We start from the raw sequence: 19068 nt of genomic DNA, 5'->3' as shown, positions 1-19068 counted from the left end.
CGTCAGTCGGCGAATGCGACGGCGCAGACATGGCCCCGCAAGGCGACCCGCCGGAGTCGATACCGCTGGGCAGACCCGCACAATTCGGCCGTTCGCCCTCGGACACTCACGTCCGCAGGGTCGATGCGCAGGCCGCGCCCGTCGGCCTTGAGCACCGCCTCGACACGGACCCAGTGACGCAGGGCGTCGCCGGCGCCAAGCCGAGTGACCTTTCGAATCGCGTCGATCCGTTCGTCCGGGATCGTCCGCGTCTCCGCGTCGATGCCGACCGGGACGTTCGCCGCCACAGCCACGGCCAGCCCGGGTGCGTGCGCGAGGCTCACGTGCGTTCCCGGGATCCCGAGGACCGTCGGCCGTCCGTGCTGCCCACCGCAGTCCGGACACCGAGCCTCGAACCGGATCTCCGTCTGGTGTCTGCCGGTGAGCTGCGAGGCCGCAGCGCGAAGCGCCGAACGGCCCGCGAGGAAGCCAGCGCGCGAGCCCTGCGACATCCTCTCGAATCGTTGGAGGTCCGTCGCACTCAACAGGGCCGGCTCGTGCGAAGGGACGTCGTCGGAACTGGGATGTCGAGCCGTCGCGATCGCCCAACGCGGGTTGCCCATGGTGGTTCGCCGGCTCGGCCCGGATCAGCTGACGAGCAGCTTCACTCGCTTCTTGGCGCTCTTCTCGGTCAGCACGGGGACGAAGTCGCGGACCGGCCGGCCCTCGAACGTGTCGTACTCGTCTGCCACGATTCGCGTGATCTCGGTCTTCTCGACCGATGGAAACCTCTCAGCGAGGCGATCGACGACCTCGGCCACGGCCTTCTCCTCAGCCACCTTCTTCTGCTCCATGGCGAGGATGATACGGCAGCGAGACGACGTCGAGCTGAGTGATCTGCAAACTCCGGACCGAGCGCGCGATCGACCCAGCGGCATCCGAGTGCTTCCAGCGTGGAGTCGCTCGTGCGCACGAGGATCGGCGCGCTGGGAGACGGAGGTCGTCGCGAGGGATGCGTTCGATCGCGGCTACGAGGTTCGTCGGACGGGCCGGTATCGCATGGCGACCGCGCCCGACCGGAACTCGCGGCGGTCCACGAGCTCGAGCTGGATGCGCTCGCGCAGCCCGGCGAGCAACGTCGGCCCGCGTCCGGCGATGACCGGCTGCACCAGGAACTCGTACTCGTCGATGAGTCCCAGATCCGCCAGCGCCAGGGGGAGCGTCACGCCGCCGACCCACAGGCCTTCACCCGGCTCCTGCTTGAGCCGCTGAACCGCGTGCCCCACGTCGCCTCGGAGCAGCTCGGCATTCCAGTCGACCTCGCCGAGCGTGGACGACACGACGTACTTCTTCGCCTGATCGATCGCCTCGGCGAACGGCATCTGCCACTCGGTCACCCAGTCGGGCCACGTGCCCGTGGCCGGCTTGCGCCATGCCGACTCCATCATGCCGTAGGTCACCCGGCCGAACAGCAGGGCATCGGCTCGCTCCATCTCGTCGCTCCAATAGCGCATCGACTCCTCGTCGGGAGGGAGCCCAGCTTCGTGATGGCAGCATCCGTCGAGTGTCACGTTGATCGAGTATCGAAGTGGTCTCATCTCCGGGCTCTCCTCTGACCTGCGGAAGTCGTCATCGGGCCGGCAGCCGGCCCGACGATGTGTTCGCGTGAATCGCTCATGGGCCGAGGATATTCAGCCTCGTGGCTCGACCGCAGTGTCAGCGCACATTCCGACTCCAGTCCTCCAGAGCGCATCAGGTCCTTTCCAGCCGGTGGCGCTAGCCTCGGTGCAGAGGGAAAATCGCCGGCCGCTCAGATGGCACGGCGCGTGCACGCGGCATCAGACGAGTCGCCACTTCTTCACCTCGAAGGAGTGCACATGTCCACCCGCCTCTCATCCGCGCACGCGCCCACGCGGCTCCGCGATGCGTGGATCGCCCTGACCGGGCTGTCCGCCGTCTTCCTGTTCGAGATGCTCGACAACTCGGTGCTCAACGTCGCGTTGCCGACCATCGGACGTGAGCTGCACGCCTCGACGCTCGAACTGCAGTGGGTGACCGGTGCCTACTCGGTCGTGTTCGGCGCGCTCATGCTCGTGTTCGGTGCCGTTGCCGACCGGTTCGGTCGACGACGCGTGATGCTCGTGGGGCTGGTGCTCCTCGGTCTCGCGAGCCTCGCGACCATCCTCGTGACCAGCGCCGGTGCCCTCATCGCCGTTCGAGCGGTGATGGGCGTCGCCGCAGCGATGACCACCCCGGGCTCGATGGCGCTCGCCTTCCGGCTCTTCGAGGAGCAGGGGCTGCGCATTCGCGCGATGACCGTGATCTCGACCGCGGGTCTGATCGGCCTCGCGATCGGGCCCACGGCGGGCGGCTTCGTGCTGGCGGTCGCACCCTGGCAAGCGCTGCTCCTGATCAACGTGCCGATCGCCGTGCTCGCGCTCATCAGCATCCGGGTGGGCGTTCCCGTGGACCGCATCGAAGACCTCCATCCTGATCGCATCGACGTCGCGGGAGCAGTGCTCGGCACAGCCACCCTGGTGGGCGCGCTCGTGACGCCCACGCTCTTCGTGGAGTTGGGCGGGGCGACCTGGCAGGCGTGGGCCGGCCTCGGCGCCACACTCCTGGCAGGCGCGCTGTTCGTCTGGAGGGAGCGGACCGCGGCGCAGCCGATGCTCGACCTTCGCCTGCTCGCCCGGCCGCTCGTCGCGAGTGGACTCGCCTACAAGGCCACCGCCGGCCTCGCGGTCTCGGGACTGTCGTACATGACCACCCTGCAGCTGCAGTTCGTGTGGGGATGGCCGCCCTCGCTCGCAGCGATCGCGACGCTGCCGCAGGTGGTCGTGCTCCTCGCCAGCGGCCGGTTCGTCGGCCCGTTCGTCGAGCGTGTCGGTCTCACCCGGGCCGCGTGGGCGAGTGCCGCAGCAGTGGTGTCGGGGCTCGCGGTCTTCGCCCTCGGCAGTCGAGCCGGGTATGCCTGGGTCTTCGTCGCGCTCGTCCTCGTCGCAGCCGGCATGCGAGTCGTCGGCGTCGTGGCGGGCAACAACGTGCTGCAGGGCCTCCCATCGAACCGGACGTCCATCGGCTCGGCACTGGTCGGCACCTCGAGCGAGGTCGCCAACGGCATCGGGATCGCCGTGATCGGCACCGTCCTGGCGACGCTCGTCTCGGGCAGCATCGCGTCGACCTCGCCGACTCCGGAGCAGCTGTCGCAGCTCCAGGACGGCATCACCGCCGCGGGCCTCATCCTGACCGCCATCGCCACGCTGCTCGTCATCGTCGGCATCCGTCGATCGCGGACCCGACGCCCTGCGCCCACCGCATGACAGGTGGGGGAGGCGTGGCGACGGCAGATCGGCCTGCTCCGGGGCCGGGGCCCGCGCGTCGCGGATCCGCGAGCGGTCGACGGATCCCGCGCGGGTCGCACAGCTCGATCGGGAGGGACGCGAGGTCAGCGCCGTCGGCGCGCGGTCGCTCGACCTCGGGGACGACCGTGAGCTGCAGTGCGGTATCCGCGCCGATGGGGGAGCGCGTCAGGAAGAGGTCGCCCCGTCTGCCGGTCGGCCGCTCGAGGCGCGCACGATGAGCTCGGACGTGAACTCGGGGCCGGCTTCGGGCGCCGGGCGACCCGCGGCGGCATTGATCGCGAGTGCGGCCGAGTAGCGGCCCAGCCCTGCAGTGTCGATGCGGACGGTGGAGAGCTGGGGCTCAAGCATCATCGCGAGTGGGGTGTCGTCGTAGCCGATGACGGCGAGGTCGGCTGGCACGCGGAGTCCGAGGCGCAGCGCGGCCCCGACGATCGTCGCGGCGACATCGTCATGGTTCAGCCACCCCGTCGTGGGCCCCGCCCTCATGCAGGGCATGATGGCGAACGCGACCCCCGAACAGCAGGCCGCGGCCGAGGCGAACGCGAACGCGCTGAAGATGGTCGAGTCGATGCCGATGGGACAGTTCGCGCGGTTCCCCGGAGTCGAGATCCCCGAAGCAGCGCTCGAGCAGTTGATCGCGCTGAGCCTCGCGTCTGCGGAGCCCGCCGCATGAGCTCCGAGGTCGACTCGACCTCGGATCCGCACAGGTCGCTTCGAGGTCCGTCGTCATAGAGGTATCCGGGACGCACGGCAACCCCCTGTACTCCTGCCACGTGATCGCCGAGCGTTGGGGTCGACGAACATGCGCGCCCCGCATTCGGCGGAGGCCGCGGAACAGGAGACCCCCATGGTCCAGCAGACGCTCGAGAGCCCGACCGAGTTGCTTCACTTCCAGCTCCGCACCGCGCTGACGATGGAGAACGATTCCCTCGAAGCGCTCGGCGAGCTCGCGAAGGCCGCGAAGTCGCCGGAGATCAAGAAGCTGTTCCGGCACCACGCCGATGAGACGAGGGAACAGCTCGAGAACCTGAAGCAGGTCTTCACCCTGCTCGAGTTCAAGGAGTCCACGGCTCCGTCGCCGAGTACGAAGGGGATGTCGAAGCAGGCGGTCTCGCTGCTCGAGCGGAGCGCCCCCAAGTTGCGCGACCAGGTCGCGCTCTCGAGCGCACTCGGCAACGAGCACTACGAGATCTCCGCCTACCAGGGGCTGATCCTGCCGGCCGCATCGATGGGTCTCACGGATGCCGTCGCGCTGCTGCAGGCGAACCTCGACCAGGAGGTCCACACCAGCGAGGAACTCGAGGCTGCACTCGAGAAGATCCTGGCCTGAGCCGACCGTCCCGACCGTCCCGACCCAGCAGAGAAGAGCGAACATGTCAGATGCCAACCCCACCGGCGCCGAGACCGACCGTGCGGACGAGATCGTGAACCCCGAGGACCTGCCCGCGCAGATCGAGGTCACCGAGCATGACGGCGTCAACCGCATCGATATCGCGGATGACGCGTCCATCCGCCCGGGCGATCCGGGCGAGGCGAGCGGCGAGCGCGGGGACTGAGCGGAACCGGAGCCATCGACGTGCACGTTGGCGGCCGTCTATCTTGGAACGCATGAAGTCGACTATCGCGGGTACGACCATGCCGATCCTCGAACTGACCCTCGACGCGGGCGAGAAGGTCGTCGCCGAGGGCGGTGACGTCGCCTGGATGTCGCCGGGGTTCGCGCTCGACACCTCGACGGTGCACGGCACGGGCGGCGGCGGCGGCTTCATGAGCGGACTCAAGCGGGTGCTCGGCGGCGCCCAGCTGTTCCTGACCGAGTACACCGCACCCACGCAGGGCGGGCTGCTCGCCTTCGCAGCGCAGTTGCCGGGCACCATCCGTCAGCTCGACATCGACGCGGCGGACGCGTTCATGGTGCAGCAGGGGTCGTACTCGGCGAGCACGAGCGGCGTCGAGGTGTCGGTCGGCCTCCAGAAGAAGCTCGGTGCGGGCATCTTCGGCGGGGCGGGCGTGATCTTCCAGAAGCTGAGCGGCAACGGCACCGCCTGGGTGCAGCTCGCAGGCGAGATCACCGAGTACGAGCTGCCCGCCGGCCAGTCCCTGCTCATCCATCCCGGGCACCTCGCGATGTTCGAGGCGGAGATGAACCTGGAGTTCACCTCGGTCAAGGGCATCAAGAACAAGTTCTTCGGCGACTCGCTCTTCCTCGCCGAGATCCACGGCCCTGGCCGCATCTGGCTGCAGTCGATGTCTCCGGCGAAGCTCGCCGCGGCCATCGAGCCGTACCTTCCCGACCGGTCGTCCGGTTCCAGCAGCAGCTCCTGACCGCCCGCGATGGCGGGATGGCCCGAGGGATCAGCCTCCAGGTGGTGCGGTATCCGTCGCGTGGGGGATCTTTCGACGACCGGCGGTTCGTAGGGTGGAGAGCGTTGTCGGAAGACGATCGGATCGGAGATCTCAGTGACGGACGATGTTCGATCCTCGGTGGCGGGCGTTGGGCCGGCGCTCGAGATACGCGGACTGGTCAAGCGATTCGGCGACAAGGTCGCCGTCGCGGGCCTCGACCTCGAGGTGCCGAGCGGGTCGTTCTTCGGACTGGTGGGTCCGAACGGTGCCGGCAAGACGACGACGCTCTCGATGGCCACAGGCCTGCTGCGTCCGGATGCCGGTGAGATCCGCATCCACGGCGTCGAGGTGTGGCGCGACCTGGTCGAGACGAAGAAGCTCGTCGGGATCCTCAGCGACGGCGTGCGGCTCTTCGACCGGCTCACCGGCGTCCAGCTCGTGACCTATGCGGGGCTGCTGGGCGGATTGCCCCGGGACGTGGTCGAGGGGCGCGCGGCGGACCTGTTGCAGCTGCTCGACCTCGAGAGCGCCGGGGGGACCCTCGTCGTCGACTACTCGGCCGGCATGACGAAGAAGATCGCCCTCGCGTGTGCGCTGGTGCACGCGCCGCGCCTGCTCGTGCTCGACGAGCCGTTCGAGTCGGTCGATCCCGTTTCGGCGGCGAACATCCGCGACATCCTCGACGGATTCGTGGGTTCCGGCGGCACGGTCATCGTCTCGAGCCACGCGATGGATCTCGTGCAGCGCATGTGCGACCACGTCGCGATCATCGCCGAGGGCCGCGTGCTCGCGTCGGGCAGGACCGATGAGGTGCGCGCGGGCTCGACGCTCGAGGACCGGTTCGTCGACCTCGTCGGCGGGCGGCGAGAGGGTGGAGGACCCGAGTGGTTGCGACGCTCGTAAGGCTCCGGTTCCTGCTGCTCTGGAACTCGCTCCGGAGGAGCCCCTGGCAGATGGTCGCGACGGTGATCGGCGCGCTCTACGGTCTCGGCATCCTCGTCGGGGTCGTCGCCGGGCTCGTCGCGCTCAGCTTCGCGCCGATCGAGGTGGCTCGCGCCGTCGTGGTGCTCGCGGGGGCGGCGCTCGTCCTCGGGTGGACGATCCTGCCCGTGCTGACGTCGGGCATCGATCAGACGGTCGAGCCCTCCCGGCTCGTGGCGTTCCCCATCCCGCTTCCCACGCTGCTCGTGGGGCTCACCGTGAGCGGCGTGCTCGGGGTCCCCGGCATCGTGACCTCGATCGCCGCGCTCGGCACGGCCCTCACGTGGTGGCGGTTCCCGCTCGCGGCGATCGTCGCGATCGTGTGTGCGGCGATCGGCGTGCTCACCTGTGTCGTCGGATCGCGGATGCTCGTCGCGCTCGTGTCCGTCATCGGCGAGGGCCGGCGGTTCCGGGAGGCCAAGGCGCTCGTCGTCTTCATCCCGCTGATCCTGCTCGGACCGATCCTGATCGGCTTGCAGCAGCTGCTGAGCGACAGCTTCGAGACGCTCCCGAGGATCGCGACGGTCGTCGGATGGACGCCGCTCGGCGCGATCTGGGCCGTCCCGGCCGACGTGGCGGCCGGAGCGTTCGGTCGTGCCGGTCTCGAGTTCCTGATCGGAGTCGCAACCCTCGCGGTCTTCGCGGTCGTCTGGCGCTGGAGCCTCGCCAAGGCGTTGGAGACGCCCGCGCGGTCGACGCCGGTGAAGGCGTCGAGCCGAGGGCTCGGGTTCTTCGGCATGTTCCCCGGGACGCCGGCCGGCGCCGTCGCGGCGAGGGCGTTGACGTACTGGATCCGCGACCCTCGGTATGCGCAGTCGCTGATCACGCTGCCGCTCGTGCCCGTCTTCGTGCTGTTCTACTCCCGCACGAACGGCGACCTGACGCCGCTGAACGCGGTCGGGCCGATCATCGCCGTGCTGCTCGCCATGTCCATCTCCACGGATGTCTCGTACGACAACACCGCGTTCGCGCTGCACCTGCAGAAGGGCGTGCGCGGGCGCGACGACCGGATCGGCCGGGTCCTCGCGCTCGCGGTCTTCTCCGTGCCGTTGTGTCTGCTGGTGGTGCTCGGAACGGTGTGGCTGACCGGCGCGTGGACGGCGTTGCCCGGCCTGCTCGGCATCACGGTCGGCGTGCTGCTCAGCGGATTCGCGCTGTCCTCGCTCGTCTCGGGCATGTTCGTCTTCGCCGTGCCCGCACCGGGGGAGAGCCCGTTCAAGTCGAAGCCGGGCGGCGGCGTCAGCCTCACGCTGTCGTTGCTCGTGACCTGGAGCATCCTCGCGATCCTCGTGCTGCCCGAGCTCGTCCTCGCGATCATCGGCTTCACGACCGGCCAGGTCGTCTACGGCTGGATCTCGCTCGCGATCGGCGTCGTGCTGGGGGCGGTGCTGCTCGTGATCGGCATCCGGGTCGGCGGCCGGACCCTCGATCGACGAGGTCCTGAGCTCCTCGCGCAACTGCAGCGCCAGAACTAGCGCAGGTACGGCCAGTGTCGGCCGGCTGGGTCGACGGGCACACCAGCCCTAGTCGACGAGGGTCACGAACAGTTCGTAGACCATGAACGCCGGCCAGAAGATGCCCTGGAAGAACGCTCCGATGAACTCCCAGAACGCGTCGGCCTGCTGGAAGAAGAACACCCAGGCCCCGATGATGCCGAGCCCGTAGATCGCACCACCGCCGGCGAAGCATCCGGCGTTCGAACTCCTGTCGGTCATCTCGACCTCCCGTCCCCGCCACACGATACGCCGGACGTGCAGGGTCCGGCATCCTGATCGGCGTCGCAGGGGCGACATCCGATCGTTCCGAGATCGACCGACGTCCAGGAGCTACGCCGTGGGCCGGAGGGCTGCGAGCTTCGCGGCGCTTCGGATCGCGTCGGCGAAGGCGAGCGGTGCCTCCTGCGGGAGGTTGTGGCCGGCGTGAGGCACCTGTCGATGCTGGTACGGACCCGTGAAGCGCGCGCCGGCGGTGGCGGCATCGCGCGCCGGGAAGTTCCCGTCGGCGAGCCCGTCGAGGGTCACCGCAGGCACGGTGATCGAGGGAAGCTCTGCCAGCTGCGCCTCGAGGCGTGAGTACTCGGGCGCCCCGGCGACGTGGAAGAGCCGATGCCGGTACGAGTGGATCACGACGTCGACGAAATCGGGGTTCTCGAATGCCTCCGCAGCACGGTCGAGCTCGTCCTGGCCGAAATCCCAGTCGGGCGAGTTGCGGCGCCAGATCACCTCCGCGATTCCCCGCCGGTTCTCGGTCAGTCCCGCACGGCCGCGCTCGGTGAGGAAGTAGAAGAAGTACCAGAATCCCGCCTCGAGGTCGGGGCGGAGCGGATGCATCGAGGTGCTGATGTCCTGGATGAGGTACCCGTTGACGGACACGAGGGCGGTGACGCGCTCGGGCCGGAGCGCCGCGACGACGCACGCGGCGCGGCCTCCCCAGTCGTAGCCCGCGAGGATCGCCTGCGGAATCCCCAGGGCGTCCATGAGCTCGATGACGTCGTGCCCCAGAGCCGCCTGTTGCCCGGTGCGTGGGACCGTGTTGTCGAGGAAGCGAGTGTCGCCGTGCCCGCGCAGGCTGGGCACGATCACGCGGAAGCCGGCGTCGGCGAGTTCCGGTGCGACGTCGACGTAACTGTGGATGTCGTATGGGAACCCGTGCAGCAGGAGCACCGGCGGGCCGTCCGACGGCCCCGCCTCGAAGTAGGCGACGTCGAGGTGCTGGGTATCGACATGGTGCAACGGGTGGAGACGAGCGATGGCGGTCAAGGTCTGCTCCTTCTCGTGGAACGGGGTCAGTGGTGCGGTGGCGCCGGTTCGGTGAACCGGTCATCAACTTCGACCGGCCAGCATGGGCGGGTGTGACGTGTGGCGCTCGCGTCACGCCCTGCTTCGGGCGATCGTCACACCGAGCCATGCCGCGCGGTCGTAGTTGCCAGGGGCATCCGTCGGATGCCCTGACACTCGATCCACGACGGAAGGCACACGATCATGAACGCGCATATCCTCGACCCCGAGGCGCAGGCCATCGCCGACGCCACCTCGACACCCCCGTTCCTCTACCAGCTCGGCGCGGACGGCGCCCGGAAGGTCCTCGACGACCTGCAGGCCGCCCCGATCGACAAGCCCGACGTCGACGAGGAGTGGATCACCGTTCCCGCCGCCGTCGGCGAGGTTCGGGTGCGCATCGTCAAGCCGGCCGGCTCGACCGGCCTGCTGCCCACGGTCCTCTACATCCACGGTGGCGGCTGGGTGATCGGCAACGCCGCCACCCACGACCGTCTCGTCCGCGACATCGCGGTCGGCGTCGATGCCGCCGTCGTGTTCGTCGAGTACGACCGTTCGCCGGAGGCGACGCATCCGGTCGCCATCGAACAGGCCTACGCGACCGCCCAGTGGATCACACGCTCGGGCGCGGAGAAGGGGCTGGATGCGGCGCGGCTCGCCGTGGCCGGTGACTCGGTCGGCGGCAACATGACCGCGGTGGTCGCGATCCTCGCGAAGGAGCGCGGCGACGTGTCGTTCGTGCACCAGTCGCTCTACTACCCCGTGACCGATGCCGCCCAGGACACCGACAGCTACCGCGAGTTCGCCGACGGTCCGTACCTGACAGCGGCCGCGATGGCGTGGTTCTGGGACAGCTACCTGCCGGATGTCTCGAAGCGGGGCGAGGTCGCGGCCTCACCGCTGCGCGCGACGACCGAACAGCTGACCGGCCTCCCCGAGACGTTCCTGATCACCGACGAGAACGACGTGCTCCGCGATGAGGGTGAAGCGTATGCGCGACGCCTCGTGGAGGCGGGTGTGCGGACCACGAGTGTGCGGTACAACGACACGCTGCACGACTTCATGATGCTGAACCCGCTCCGCCCGTCCCCCGCGGTGACGGCAGCGGTCGAGCAGGCGGTGCACGTGCTCCGCAAGGCCCTCTGGCGCGCCTGACGTTGCTCGGGCGTGCGCCATCCGCGCCGCGTTCACGCACTCCCGGAAGGGGACGCCGTGGACGCGGCGTTGCCGGCGACTCGCCGCGACCGCCTGAGCGGTCGACTACGCGTCGTCCGGAGTCGGCGCCAGCAGATCGGCGAACGGTTGATTCCGGGCGATGAAGGCTGCGACGACCGGGCACCGCACCGAGACCCGCAGGTGGCGTTCGCGGATGTCGTCCAGCGCATCGGCGATGAGATCTGCCGCGATGCCGCGTCCGCGGAACTCGGGGTCGACCGTCGTCGCGAGCACGATGATCCGACCCGCCACGACGTCGTAGCGCATGCTCGCGATCCGCCTGCCGGCCATGATCGCGGCGTAGACGTGATCCTCGGCGTCGTGGCGCACCCGGACCTCGGATTCGGTGTCGGCCGAAGGCCGGTCGAGAGCGTGAACGGCGCCGACCGTCACCTCGTCGATCAGCACCACGGTGCCCTCATCGAGGAACCCGGCGCCGTCGGGGTATCCGGATGCATCGGGATACTCGATCGGCCTGAAACCATCGCCTGCGCTCATCGTCCTGTTCCCTTCACTCGCGGAGTCGACAGGATCTCGGCGGCGGGTGGGACCAGCCATGCTCTGCTTGGCGCAACCTCGGTGAAGGCCGCCTGAAACCCGGTGCTCCCGCTCTTCTCTCACGACTCGGCCGAGCCTGTCACGAGCAGTGACCGGGCGGCGGCCGGGGTTGTGACGGAAGGCTCGATTCCGAAACTGATCCGAGACCCGCGCATCGACGAGCTCCGCGGATGTCGTCACACCTCGTCGCCCCGCGCGGTCTGAGCTGATATCGCGTCCGCACCGGGTGGGGGTGATTCGAGAAGGGGAACAGTCATGTCAGATCAGAAGCCGACCGTCGTGCTCGTGCACGGCGCATTCGCCGAGTCCGCCAGCTGGAACGGCGTCATCGCGGCACTCTACGCCGAGGGCGTCACCTCCGTCGCCGTCGCCAACCCGCTCCGCAGCCTCGACGGGGACGCCGCCTACGTGCGAGACGTCATCGCCTCGGTCGACGGACCCGTCGTGCTCGTCGGCCACTCCTACGGCGGACTCGTGATCAGCGAGGCCTCCGCCGGGAACGACCAGGTCGTCGGCCTCGTGTACGCCGCCGGATTCGTGCCCGAGTCCGGCGACAGCGCCTTCTCGCTCTCCGCGAGCGAGCCCGGCTCGACGCTCGGCGACGCACTCGACGCACACCCGATCTCGACCGGCGGGGTCGAGTTCGTCATCCGCCGGCCGCTGTTCAAGGATCAGTTCGCCGCAGACGTACCCGTGCAGGTGGCCGGCCTGATGGGCGCGACCCAGCGCCCCGTGACCGAAGCCGCGCTGAAGGACCCCGTGCAGGCGACGACGCCGGGCTGGAAGGACCGCCCGTCCTGGCACGTGTTCGGCAGTGAGGACCGCAACATCCCGGCCGCGGTGCACCGTGCCGGTGCCGAGCGCGCGGGGTCGCGCGGCACGACCGAAGTGGCGGGCGCCTCGCACGCCATCAGCGTCTCGCAGCCCGAAGCGGTGGCAGCGACGATCCTCGACGCGGTTCGTGGTGTGACCCAGGACCGAGAGGCCGCGTAGTCCTCGACCGCCATCGATGCGAGGTCTGTGCGCGGGACCGGCTCATGGCCCCGCGCACGGATCCCGTCACGACGGACATCCGAGATTCTCGAAGAACTTCTCGGACGACGTCACAACTGCGCGTTCCATCCGGTCAGAGTTGGAAAGGACAGTCCGCGACACCCCACCGACCGGCAGGATCTGAACATGGATGCGAACCTCGACGACGCGCTCACGGTCTTCCAAGCTGTGCGCGGAAGGCTCTTCGGCATCGCGTACCGGATGCTCGGCAGCGCGAGCGAGGCGGAGGACCTCGTGCAGGAGGCGTGGCTGCGCTGGCAGGGGACCGACCGCACCGTCGTCCAAGATCCCCCCGCCTTTCTCGCGACGGCGACGACTCGCCTCGCCATCAATGCACTGCAGTCGGCTCGGGTCCAGCGTGAGACCTACATCGGACCATGGCTGCCCGAGCCGGTCGATACCAGCGAAGACCCGACGCTCGGGGCCGAGCGGGCTGAGGCCCTCGGGTTCGCCGTCCTCGTGATGCTCGAGCGCCTCACCCCGACCGAGCGCGCTGCATACGTGCTGCGCGAGGCCTTCGCCTACCCGTACGAGCAGATCTGCGAGATCGTGCAGGTCTCCGAGGCCGCGGCCCGGCAACTCGTCTCCCGAGCGCGCAAGCACCTCACCGGTGAACGCCGGCGCGAGGTGCCCCGGTCGGAGCAACGCCGGCTGCTCACCGCGTTTCTGGCCGCCGCGAAGACCGGCGATCTCGACGAGTTGGAACACCTGCTCTCCGAGGACGTCGTGTCGTACTCCGATGGCGGCGGGGTCGTGCGAGCCTCGAAGTTCCCCGTGGTCGGCCGCGAGCGGGTCGCGAAGTTCGTGCGCGCCTTCCGCTCCCACTTCTGGGAGGGCGTCGACGTCACCGAATCCGACACGAACGGAGAGGCTTCGGTGCTGCTCTCGAAGGACGGCACGACCTTCGCGGTCCTGACGGTGATCGCCGGCACCGGGGGTATCGACCAGGTCCTCTGGATGATGAATCCCCGCAAGCTCGGTGCAGTGAACTTCCGTGCCGCAGCATGACCTCGCCGCCCGCCTCCGCTCAGCACTGAACCACGGCGACGAGCTCGCACTGGCGGGTGTCCTGCATCGCGAAGCGTCCATGGTCATCGACTCCGGCGATGAAGCCGGCGGGGAGTCGCACGGTCGCGTCGGCGTCATCACGGCGTTCCACGAGCTTCGGATGCGGCATCGGGATGCCTCGTTCTCCACGGTGCACGTCAACGGACGGGCGGGACTCGCGCTACGGCGGCCGAACGGCGAGGTCGTCGCCGTGCTCAGCGTCGACGGCACGACCGTGATCGCGAAGCTGTGGCTCTGCACGTCGCTGCCGAAGCTCGCGAGCTGGAATCGTCGCCGCCCCGAGAGCGGCTGACCGAGATCCGGAGGTTCCGTCACAGATCACGGGCGTGCCCGGTCTGAGCTTCATGACGGCAGCGGAAGCACCGCGGCCCTGACGGAAGGCACTGAAGTCATGAAGATCGTCGTCATCGGAGGCACCGGCCTCATCGGATCCAAGGTCGTCGAGCACCTCGTCGAGCATGGCCACGAGGCCGTTGCCGCATCGCCGAACTCGGGCGTGAACACCATCACCGGCGAGGGCCTCGCTGAAGTGCTCGAGGGCGCGAACGTGGTCGTCGACGTGTCGAACTCGCCGTCGTTCGCCGACGACGACGTGCTCGCATTCTTCACGACCTCGACCACGAACCTCCTCGACGGCGAGCGGGCCGCCGGAGTCGGCCAGCATGTGGCCCTCTCGATCGTCGGCGCCGAACTCCTGCCGAGCAGCGGCTACCTGCGGGCGAAGGTCGCCCAGGAGAAGCTGATCGAGGAGTCCGGCCTGCCCTACTCGATCGTGCGGGCGACGCAGTTCTTCGAGTTCGTCGGGCGCATCGCCGACGAGGCGACGGTCGACGGCACCGCACGGCTCAGCACGGGACTCATGCAGCCCATCGCGGCAGCGGATGTCTCGGCCGCCGTCGCCCGCGTCGCCGCCGGTGAGCCGCTGAACGGGACCCTCGAGATCGGCGGGCCCGAGCGCCTCGGCCAGGACGAGCTCGTGCGACTCGGCCTGTCGGCGAGGGGCGATTCGCGCACCGTGATCGGCGACCCCGAGGCCCAGTACTTCGGCACGAAACTCACCGGCACCGAACTCGTGCCGACGAGTGCCGATGCGCAGCTGTCGACCACGACGTTCGCGGACTGGCTCGCCGTCCAGTCGGCCACGGCCGCCCAGTCGGCCACGGCCGCCCAGGTGAAGTAGTCCGCAATGCGCATCGCGGTCATCGGCGGCACCGGCCTCATCGGCTCGCGACTCGTGGCCCGGCTCGAGGCCGACGGCGACGACGTCGTCGCCGCTTCGCGCGCGACCGGCGTGAACTCCTACACCGGCGAGGGCCTCGCGGAGGCGCTCGCCGGTGCGGAGGCGCTCATCGACGTCTCGAACTCGGACTCCCTCGACGAGGTGGCCGCGAGCGAGTTCTTCTACGCCTCGACGCTGAACCTCCTCACGTACGGTGCCGCGGCAGGGGTGGCGCACCACGTCGCGCTCTCGGTGGTCGGCACCGGTCGCCTCGCCCGCACGGAGGGCGGGTACTTCGCTGCGAAGGCGGCGCAGGAACGACTCATCCGCCAGTCGGGCCGTCCGTACTCGATCGTGCACGCCACCCAGTTCTTCGAGTTCATCGCGAACATCGCGGATGCCGGGACGAACCGGAACGTCGTCCGGCTCTCACGTGCCCTGTTCCAGCCGATGGCGGCCGACGACGTGGCCGCCGCGGTGACCACGACGGCCGTCGGCTCGCCGGTGAACCGGGTGATCGAGTTCGCCGGCCCCGAGCAGTTCCGGCTCGAGGAACTCGTGCGCCGCCACCTGCGAGAGCGCAGCGATCTTCGAGACGTGCGCGTCGACCCCCTCGCCCGGTACTTCGGAACGGAGCTCGATGAGCGCGAGCTCCTGCCCGGCCCCGACGCGACGATCGCCTCGACGAGGTACGACGACTGGCTCGCCGCCGGAGGCAGGCCGAACGTCGAGCTCGAGGGCCGGTCGGCCCAACCCATCGCCACAGCAGTCCCAACCCATCGCCACAGCAGTCCCAACCCATCGCCACAGCAGGAATCTTCGTGAACTGAACAGACTCGGTCGACCCTCGCCACCTGCTCGCGGGAGAGGTCGGCGGAGCGTCGCGTCGCAGCTGCAGCGACGGGAAGCAGTCGGCGAGCGCCCGTTCGGTTTCGTCAGGATCGCGCAGCGCCAGGGCGGCACGCGTCAGCCCGGTCAGGTGGTCTCCCCGGGTCCACCCGGCGGGATCGGGGTGAGGTCACTGTACGCGAACCTGCCTGTGCGAACGATGTCGCGCCGCCCGGGCACAGGTTCGGCCGGCCCGGGGAGACGAGCCGTTCCCCTCGTCCGATTCGATCCGCGGCCTCGGCATGCCGCCGGTCGCGACGGCCGTGTCATCGAGAGCGGCGAGAGACCGTTAGCGTTGATCACGTGCAATCGCCTGTCAATGCCGTCGTCGACGGCCACCTCGGCCACCTGAGTCTCAATCGTCCCGAGGCGATCAACGCGATCGACCTCGAGATGATGCATGCCATGACCGACGCCCTCGACGCGTGGGTCGACGATGACGCCGTGTCGGCGATCCTCCTCGACGGGGTCGGCGACTACGGTTTCTGCGCCGGCGGCGACTTCCGCGAGATCCTCGAGCGCGCGGCCGAGGGCATGACGATCGGGTCCGTGTTCTTCCGTGACGAGTACCGTCTCATCGCGAAGCTCGCCGAGTATCCCAAGCCGATCGTGTCGATCATGCACGGCATGACGATGGGCGGCGGCATCTCGCTCGCCGGGCACGTCTCCACGCGCGTGGTGACCGATCAGGTCAAGCTCGGGCAGCCCGAGACCGGCTACGGCTTCGTTCCCGACGGGGGAGCCACGTGGCGTCTCGCGCGCACCCCGGGCGAGATCGGCACCTACCTGGCACTGAACTCCATCGACCTCACCGCCGCCGACGCCATCGCGCTCGGATTCGCCGACGTGATGGTGCCGACCGATCAGGTCGCCGAGTTGACGACCGCGCTCGCCGACGTCGACGAGTCGACCGATCTCGAGGCACTGGTTCGGCGGTTCGCCGCCGACGCCGGCGCCTCGACGGTGCTCGAACGTCGCGACTGGATCGACGCGTGCTATTCGGCCGACACGGTGCAGGCGATCCTCGAGCGGCTCTGGGCGTTCTCCAACGGCGAGTCGGTCGAGGGGCTGAGCGCCGCCGATTCGAGCGATCCGGATGCCGCTGCGAACGCGGCCGAGGCTGCAGACTCCCTGCTCAGGCTCTCGCCGACCGCGCTCGTGGCGACGTTGCGATCGGTGCGCGCCGCGCGCGACGGAGAGGACCTGCGCGACGCCCTCGAACGGGAGCTCCGTCTGGCCCGCTGGTTCACGACGCAGCCCGACCTGTTCACGGGCGTGCAGGCCCTGGTGGCGCAGAACACCGAGACGCTCCACCAGGACTCGGTGCCCGACTGGACCCCGTCGGACCTCGCCGACGTCGACGTCACCGACATCGCCGCGGCCATGGAGACCCAGCTCCGCCACAGCGTGTTCTCGCGCGGACTCGGCATCCCCGACGAGACCGAGCAGGCCGACCAGAAGGCCTGACCCGCGCGTCGCTCCTCAGGACGCGGTGCTTCGGATCGATGACGCCCACCCGATCACGGGAACGGCGCCGGGGGTCCCCGTAGGCTGAGACGACGGATGCGCTCGAGAGGGATCCTGATGCCGGAGAAGCAACCCGGATGTCCCCTTCCGACCCGCCGCAGAACCTCGGTCCGAGATCGTCGTCCGGCTCGGCTCCCATCGCCTGATGGGCGTGGATCGCACCGCGCTGAGGGAACTGCTCGAACTGTCGCTCGCCGAGTCGCAGGCCTAGGCGAGGCCGGCACCCGAGACGCCGACGGCTGCGAGCGCGCGCACCCGTCGCTCGGCTAGCCTCGGAGGATGCGCACCTTCTGGACCGTCCTCACCGTGATCGCCGCCATCGTCATCGCCTGGATCCTCGTCGACGTCGTGTTCAGCGTGCTGTGGTTCATCGCGAAGGCCGCGATCGTGGCCGTCGTGGCGGTCGTCGTCTTCTTCGTGCTGCGTTCCATCCTCGGACGGTCGGGCAGCCGCGACTCGATCGAGCGCTGATCGCGCTCGCGCTCACGCGAAAGGCCTGAAGGCTGCCATCCCCACCTTCGAAGCGGGTCGGGGCGCGATCGGGACCCGGCCGCGGATCCACGACGTGCGACCACGACGAAGCGCCGGATGCGAGGCATCCGGCGCTTCGAGATCGTGCGGGGCGTTACTTGACCGCGTCGATGTTCTTCACGAGCTGACCGCCGGCGAGGCCGGACAGGATCGCGCTGACGTCGAGGCCCGTGAGCGACTTCACGACCTCGGTGCCCTCGCCGAGCACCTGGCCGACGGTCTTCGTCACGGCGCTCGCGCCGTCGGTCGAGACGACCGTGAGCTTGTCGATGTTCGAGATGGGCTCTGCGGCTGCGCGAACGATCTCGGGCAGACGGGAGATGATCTCCTGCGCGAGTGCCGCCTCGCCGTACTTCTGCAGGGCGAGCGCCTTCGCGTCGGTGGCGGATGCCTCGGCGAGGCCCTCGGCCTCGATGGCGGAGGCGCGGGCCTCGCCCTCTGCGCGCACACCGGCCGCGAGGGCCACCTTGCGGTCGCGCTCGGCCTCACCCGCGAAGCGCACCGACGTGGCGGCGGCCTCGGCGTCCTGCACGGCGGCGACCTTGTTCGCCTCGGCGATCTTGGTGCGCTTGAACGCCTCGGCCTCGGTGCTCGCGTTGGCCGCGTCGCGCTTGGCGGTGGCGCGCTGCACCTCGGCGTAGGCCTCTGCCTCTGCGGGCTTGCGGATCTCGATGTCGAGGCGCTCCTGCGTCACGAGGGCCTGCTCCTGCAGCGCGTCGCGCTCCTGCACGGCGACCAGCTTGTCCTGTTCGGCGGTCGCGAGCTGGCCGGCCGCCTGGGCCTCGGCGTTGGCGCGATCGGTCTCGGCCTTGATGCCGGCCTGCTTGAGGCTCAGCGCCTTCTGCCGCTCGGCGATCTGCTCGGCGGCCTCGATGCGGGCGAACTCGCTGGCACGTGCGGCTTCGGCCTCGCTGACCTCGGCGACCTGGCGGGCGCGGGCGGCCTCGGCACGGCCGAGGTTGGCGAGGTAGTCGCTGCCGGGCGTGGAGATGTCGGAGATGTTGAGGAGGTCGACCTGCAGCCCCTGCTCGACGAGGTCGGTCTTCGTCTCGGCGACGACGCGGTCGGAGAGGCTCTTGCGGTCGGAGATGATCTGCTCGATGGTCATGTCGCCGACGATGGAGCGCAGCGAGCCCTCGAGCGACTCCTTGATGATCTCGGTGAGGAGCTCCTGCTGCGAGAGGAAGCGCTGCGCGGCGCGACGCACGCCGTCTTCGGTGCCGCTGACCTTGAAGTTGATCGAGGCCTTGATCGCGATCTTGATGCGGTTCTTGTCGACGCCCTCGACGGTGATGCCGATCTGGCGTTGTTCGAGCGAGATCGAGAAGCCCTGCTGGAGGATCGGCCAGACGAAGGTTCGCCCGCCGATCACGACGCGCTGCCCCGTGTTCGTCTGGGCGTCGGTGCGGCCGGCGCCGCGACCGACGATGACGAGGGCCTCGTTCGGCGGCACGCGGCGGATGCGCCGCGCGATGAAGACCAGGAGGGAGAGCAGGGCGATGACGATCGCGATGATCGAGATCACCTGGATCGCGGTCGTGTCCAGCAGCAAGGTGGTGCC

At 69.3% G+C, this 19068-nt stretch carries 23 protein-coding genes; 15 read left to right on the top strand and 8 right to left on the bottom strand.

What is annotated here, in order from left to right; genetic code table 11:
- Window positions 1–2: 2 nt before the first annotated feature.
- The 3 genes from ABIC29_RS09135 to ABIC29_RS09125 form a co-directional block, all read right to left on the bottom strand.
- On the bottom strand, window positions 3–323 hold the full coding sequence (locus ABIC29_RS09135) for a hypothetical protein (RefSeq protein ID WP_147309167.1): 321 nt from the start codon (window positions 321–323) through the stop codon (window positions 3–5).
- A gap of 303 nt (window positions 324–626) precedes the next feature.
- A complete protein-coding gene (locus tag ABIC29_RS09130) occupies window positions 627–833 on the bottom strand; it encodes a three-helix bundle dimerization domain-containing protein (RefSeq protein WP_116081901.1) in 207 nt (68 codons plus the stop codon).
- A 174-nt stretch (window positions 834–1007) separates the two neighbouring features.
- On the bottom strand, window positions 1008–1577 hold the full coding sequence (locus ABIC29_RS09125; protein WP_354244495.1) for a dihydrofolate reductase family protein: 570 nt from the start codon (window positions 1575–1577) through the stop codon (window positions 1008–1010).
- A gap of 279 nt (window positions 1578–1856) precedes the next feature.
- Between ABIC29_RS09125 and ABIC29_RS09120 the strand changes: the two genes are divergently transcribed.
- Entirely contained in the window at window positions 1857–3302 is a 1446-nt protein-coding gene (locus ABIC29_RS09120) for an MFS transporter (protein ID WP_354244492.1), read from the top strand.
- A 207-nt stretch (window positions 3303–3509) separates the two neighbouring features.
- Here the strand turns inward: ABIC29_RS09120 and ABIC29_RS09115 are convergent, their stop codons facing one another.
- Window positions 3510–3830, bottom strand: a complete 321-nt coding sequence (locus ABIC29_RS09115) for a substrate-binding domain-containing protein (protein ID WP_354244489.1) — start codon at window positions 3828–3830, stop codon at window positions 3510–3512.
- On the opposite strand from ABIC29_RS09115, the gene ABIC29_RS09110 reads away from it, so the two are divergent.
- From ABIC29_RS09110 to ABIC29_RS09085, 6 genes are all read left to right on the top strand, one after another.
- Entirely contained in the window at window positions 3814–4017 is a 204-nt protein-coding gene (locus tag ABIC29_RS09110; RefSeq protein ID WP_354244486.1) for a hypothetical protein, read from the top strand. The two genes, ABIC29_RS09115 and ABIC29_RS09110, sit on opposite strands and share 17 nt — an antisense overlap.
- A 174-nt stretch (window positions 4018–4191) precedes the next feature.
- Complete coding sequence (locus ABIC29_RS09105) at window positions 4192–4674, top strand: YciE/YciF ferroxidase family protein (RefSeq protein ID WP_116081894.1); 483 nt, start codon at window positions 4192–4194, stop codon at window positions 4672–4674.
- Window positions 4675–4717: 43 nt separating this feature from the next.
- A complete protein-coding gene (locus ABIC29_RS09100) occupies window positions 4718–4900 on the top strand; it encodes a hypothetical protein (protein WP_116081892.1) in 183 nt (60 codons plus the stop codon).
- 52 nt (window positions 4901–4952) lie between these two features.
- Window positions 4953–5669, top strand: coding sequence for a TIGR00266 family protein (locus ABIC29_RS09095; protein WP_116081890.1), 717 nt, complete (start codon window positions 4953–4955; stop codon window positions 5667–5669).
- Between the two features lie 135 nt (window positions 5670–5804).
- A complete protein-coding gene (locus ABIC29_RS09090) occupies window positions 5805–6593 on the top strand; it encodes an ABC transporter ATP-binding protein (protein WP_354244482.1) in 789 nt (262 codons plus the stop codon).
- Window positions 6575–8146 (top strand): transporter, encoded by a 1572-nt coding sequence (locus ABIC29_RS09085; RefSeq protein WP_354244479.1) that lies wholly within the window; start codon window positions 6575–6577, stop codon window positions 8144–8146. Before ABIC29_RS09090 ends, ABIC29_RS09085 begins: the two co-directional genes overlap by 19 nt.
- Before the next feature lie 48 nt (window positions 8147–8194).
- Here ABIC29_RS09085 and ABIC29_RS09080 read toward each other — a convergent pair whose 3' ends face one another.
- The gene (locus ABIC29_RS09080; protein WP_116081882.1) at window positions 8195–8386 is read right to left on the bottom strand and encodes a hypothetical protein; all 192 of its coding nucleotides are present in this window, start codon (window positions 8384–8386) and stop codon (window positions 8195–8197) included.
- 111 nt (window positions 8387–8497) lie between these two features.
- Window positions 8498–9430: an alpha/beta fold hydrolase gene (locus ABIC29_RS09075; protein ID WP_354244476.1), complete on the bottom strand. Its 933-nt coding sequence runs from the start codon at window positions 9428–9430 to the stop codon at window positions 8498–8500.
- A 222-nt stretch (window positions 9431–9652) separates the two neighbouring features.
- Here ABIC29_RS09075 and ABIC29_RS09070 point away from each other — a divergent pair, with 222 nt between their 5' ends.
- Window positions 9653–10603: an alpha/beta hydrolase gene (locus ABIC29_RS09070; protein ID WP_354244474.1), complete on the top strand. Its 951-nt coding sequence runs from the start codon at window positions 9653–9655 to the stop codon at window positions 10601–10603.
- Window positions 10604–10708: 105 nt separating this feature from the next.
- On the opposite strand, the gene ABIC29_RS09065 is transcribed toward ABIC29_RS09070, so the two are convergent.
- Window positions 10709–11401, bottom strand: a complete 693-nt coding sequence (locus tag ABIC29_RS09065; RefSeq protein WP_354244472.1) for a GNAT family N-acetyltransferase — start codon at window positions 11399–11401, stop codon at window positions 10709–10711.
- A 75-nt stretch (window positions 11402–11476) separates the two neighbouring features.
- Between ABIC29_RS09065 and ABIC29_RS09060 the strand changes: the two genes are divergently transcribed.
- The 7 genes from ABIC29_RS09060 to ABIC29_RS09030 all read left to right on the top strand — a co-directional run bounded on the left by ABIC29_RS09060 (window position 11477) and on the right by ABIC29_RS09030 (window position 17447).
- The gene (locus ABIC29_RS09060) at window positions 11477–12214 is read left to right on the top strand and encodes an alpha/beta fold hydrolase (protein ID WP_354244469.1); all 738 of its coding nucleotides are present in this window, start codon (window positions 11477–11479) and stop codon (window positions 12212–12214) included.
- A gap of 186 nt (window positions 12215–12400) precedes the next feature.
- The gene (locus ABIC29_RS09055) at window positions 12401–13282 is read left to right on the top strand and encodes an RNA polymerase sigma-70 factor (protein WP_116081873.1); all 882 of its coding nucleotides are present in this window, start codon (window positions 12401–12403) and stop codon (window positions 13280–13282) included.
- Complete coding sequence (locus tag ABIC29_RS09050) at window positions 13269–13634, top strand: sigma-70 family RNA polymerase sigma factor family protein (protein WP_116081870.1); 366 nt, start codon at window positions 13269–13271, stop codon at window positions 13632–13634. Before ABIC29_RS09055 ends, ABIC29_RS09050 begins: the two co-directional genes overlap by 14 nt.
- Before the next feature lie 99 nt (window positions 13635–13733).
- Window positions 13734–14522, top strand: a complete 789-nt coding sequence (locus tag ABIC29_RS09045) for an SDR family oxidoreductase (protein ID WP_354244466.1) — start codon at window positions 13734–13736, stop codon at window positions 14520–14522.
- A 6-nt stretch (window positions 14523–14528) separates the two neighbouring features.
- Window positions 14529–15386 carry an SDR family oxidoreductase gene (locus ABIC29_RS09040; RefSeq protein ID WP_354244463.1) on the top strand — a complete coding sequence of 286 codons (858 nt, stop codon included), beginning with the start codon at window positions 14529–14531 and terminating at the stop codon, window positions 15384–15386.
- Between the two features lie 366 nt (window positions 15387–15752).
- Window positions 15753–16916 (top strand): 3-hydroxyisobutyryl-CoA hydrolase, encoded by a 1164-nt coding sequence (locus ABIC29_RS09035; protein ID WP_354244461.1) that lies wholly within the window; start codon window positions 15753–15755, stop codon window positions 16914–16916.
- Between the two features lie 339 nt (window positions 16917–17255).
- On the top strand, window positions 17256–17447 hold the full coding sequence (locus ABIC29_RS09030) for a hypothetical protein (protein ID WP_116081860.1): 192 nt from the start codon (window positions 17256–17258) through the stop codon (window positions 17445–17447).
- A gap of 154 nt (window positions 17448–17601) precedes the next feature.
- Here the strand turns inward: ABIC29_RS09030 and ABIC29_RS09025 are convergent, their stop codons facing one another.
- The gene (locus tag ABIC29_RS09025) at window positions 17602–19056 is read right to left on the bottom strand and encodes a flotillin family protein (protein ID WP_354244638.1); all 1455 of its coding nucleotides are present in this window, start codon (window positions 19054–19056) and stop codon (window positions 17602–17604) included.
- Between the last annotated feature and the right edge of the window lie 12 nt (window positions 19057–19068).

Origin of the sequence: Agromyces sp. PvR057, from assembly GCF_040547485.1 — a bacterium.
Lineage (GTDB): Bacteria > Actinomycetota > Actinomycetes > Actinomycetales > Microbacteriaceae > Agromyces.
Note: the sequence above shows the minus strand (reverse complement) of the source record. Positions and strands in the feature narration are given on the sequence as shown.

What these genes read in the sequence shown, in the direction of transcription:
- ABIC29_RS09130 (WP_116081901.1), bottom strand. Translation starts at nt 833, where the DNA reads ATGGAGCAGAAGAAGGTGGCTGAGGAGAAGGCCGTGGCCGAGGTCGTC.
- ABIC29_RS09125 (WP_354244495.1), bottom strand. Translation starts at nt 1,577, where the DNA reads ATGAGACCACTTCGATACTCGATCAACGTGACACTCGACGGATGCTGC.
- ABIC29_RS09120 (WP_354244492.1), top strand. Translation starts at nt 1,857, where the DNA reads ATGTCCACCCGCCTCTCATCCGCGCACGCGCCCACGCGGCTCCGCGAT.
- ABIC29_RS09115 (WP_354244489.1), bottom strand. Translation starts at nt 3,830, where the DNA reads ATGAGGGCGGGGCCCACGACGGGGTGGCTGAACCATGACGATGTCGCC.
- ABIC29_RS09105 (WP_116081894.1), top strand. Translation starts at nt 4,192, where the DNA reads ATGGTCCAGCAGACGCTCGAGAGCCCGACCGAGTTGCTTCACTTCCAG.
- ABIC29_RS09100 (WP_116081892.1), top strand. Translation starts at nt 4,718, where the DNA reads ATGTCAGATGCCAACCCCACCGGCGCCGAGACCGACCGTGCGGACGAG.
- ABIC29_RS09095 (WP_116081890.1), top strand. Translation starts at nt 4,953, where the DNA reads ATGAAGTCGACTATCGCGGGTACGACCATGCCGATCCTCGAACTGACC.
- ABIC29_RS09080 (WP_116081882.1), bottom strand. Translation starts at nt 8,386, where the DNA reads ATGACCGACAGGAGTTCGAACGCCGGATGCTTCGCCGGCGGTGGTGCG.
- ABIC29_RS09070 (WP_354244474.1), top strand. Translation starts at nt 9,653, where the DNA reads ATGAACGCGCATATCCTCGACCCCGAGGCGCAGGCCATCGCCGACGCC.
- ABIC29_RS09060 (WP_354244469.1), top strand. Translation starts at nt 11,477, where the DNA reads ATGTCAGATCAGAAGCCGACCGTCGTGCTCGTGCACGGCGCATTCGCC.
- ABIC29_RS09055 (WP_116081873.1), top strand. Translation starts at nt 12,401, where the DNA reads ATGGATGCGAACCTCGACGACGCGCTCACGGTCTTCCAAGCTGTGCGC.
- ABIC29_RS09045 (WP_354244466.1), top strand. Translation starts at nt 13,734, where the DNA reads ATGAAGATCGTCGTCATCGGAGGCACCGGCCTCATCGGATCCAAGGTC.
- ABIC29_RS09040 (WP_354244463.1), top strand. Translation starts at nt 14,529, where the DNA reads ATGCGCATCGCGGTCATCGGCGGCACCGGCCTCATCGGCTCGCGACTC.
- ABIC29_RS09030 (WP_116081860.1), top strand. Translation starts at nt 17,256, where the DNA reads ATGCGCACCTTCTGGACCGTCCTCACCGTGATCGCCGCCATCGTCATC.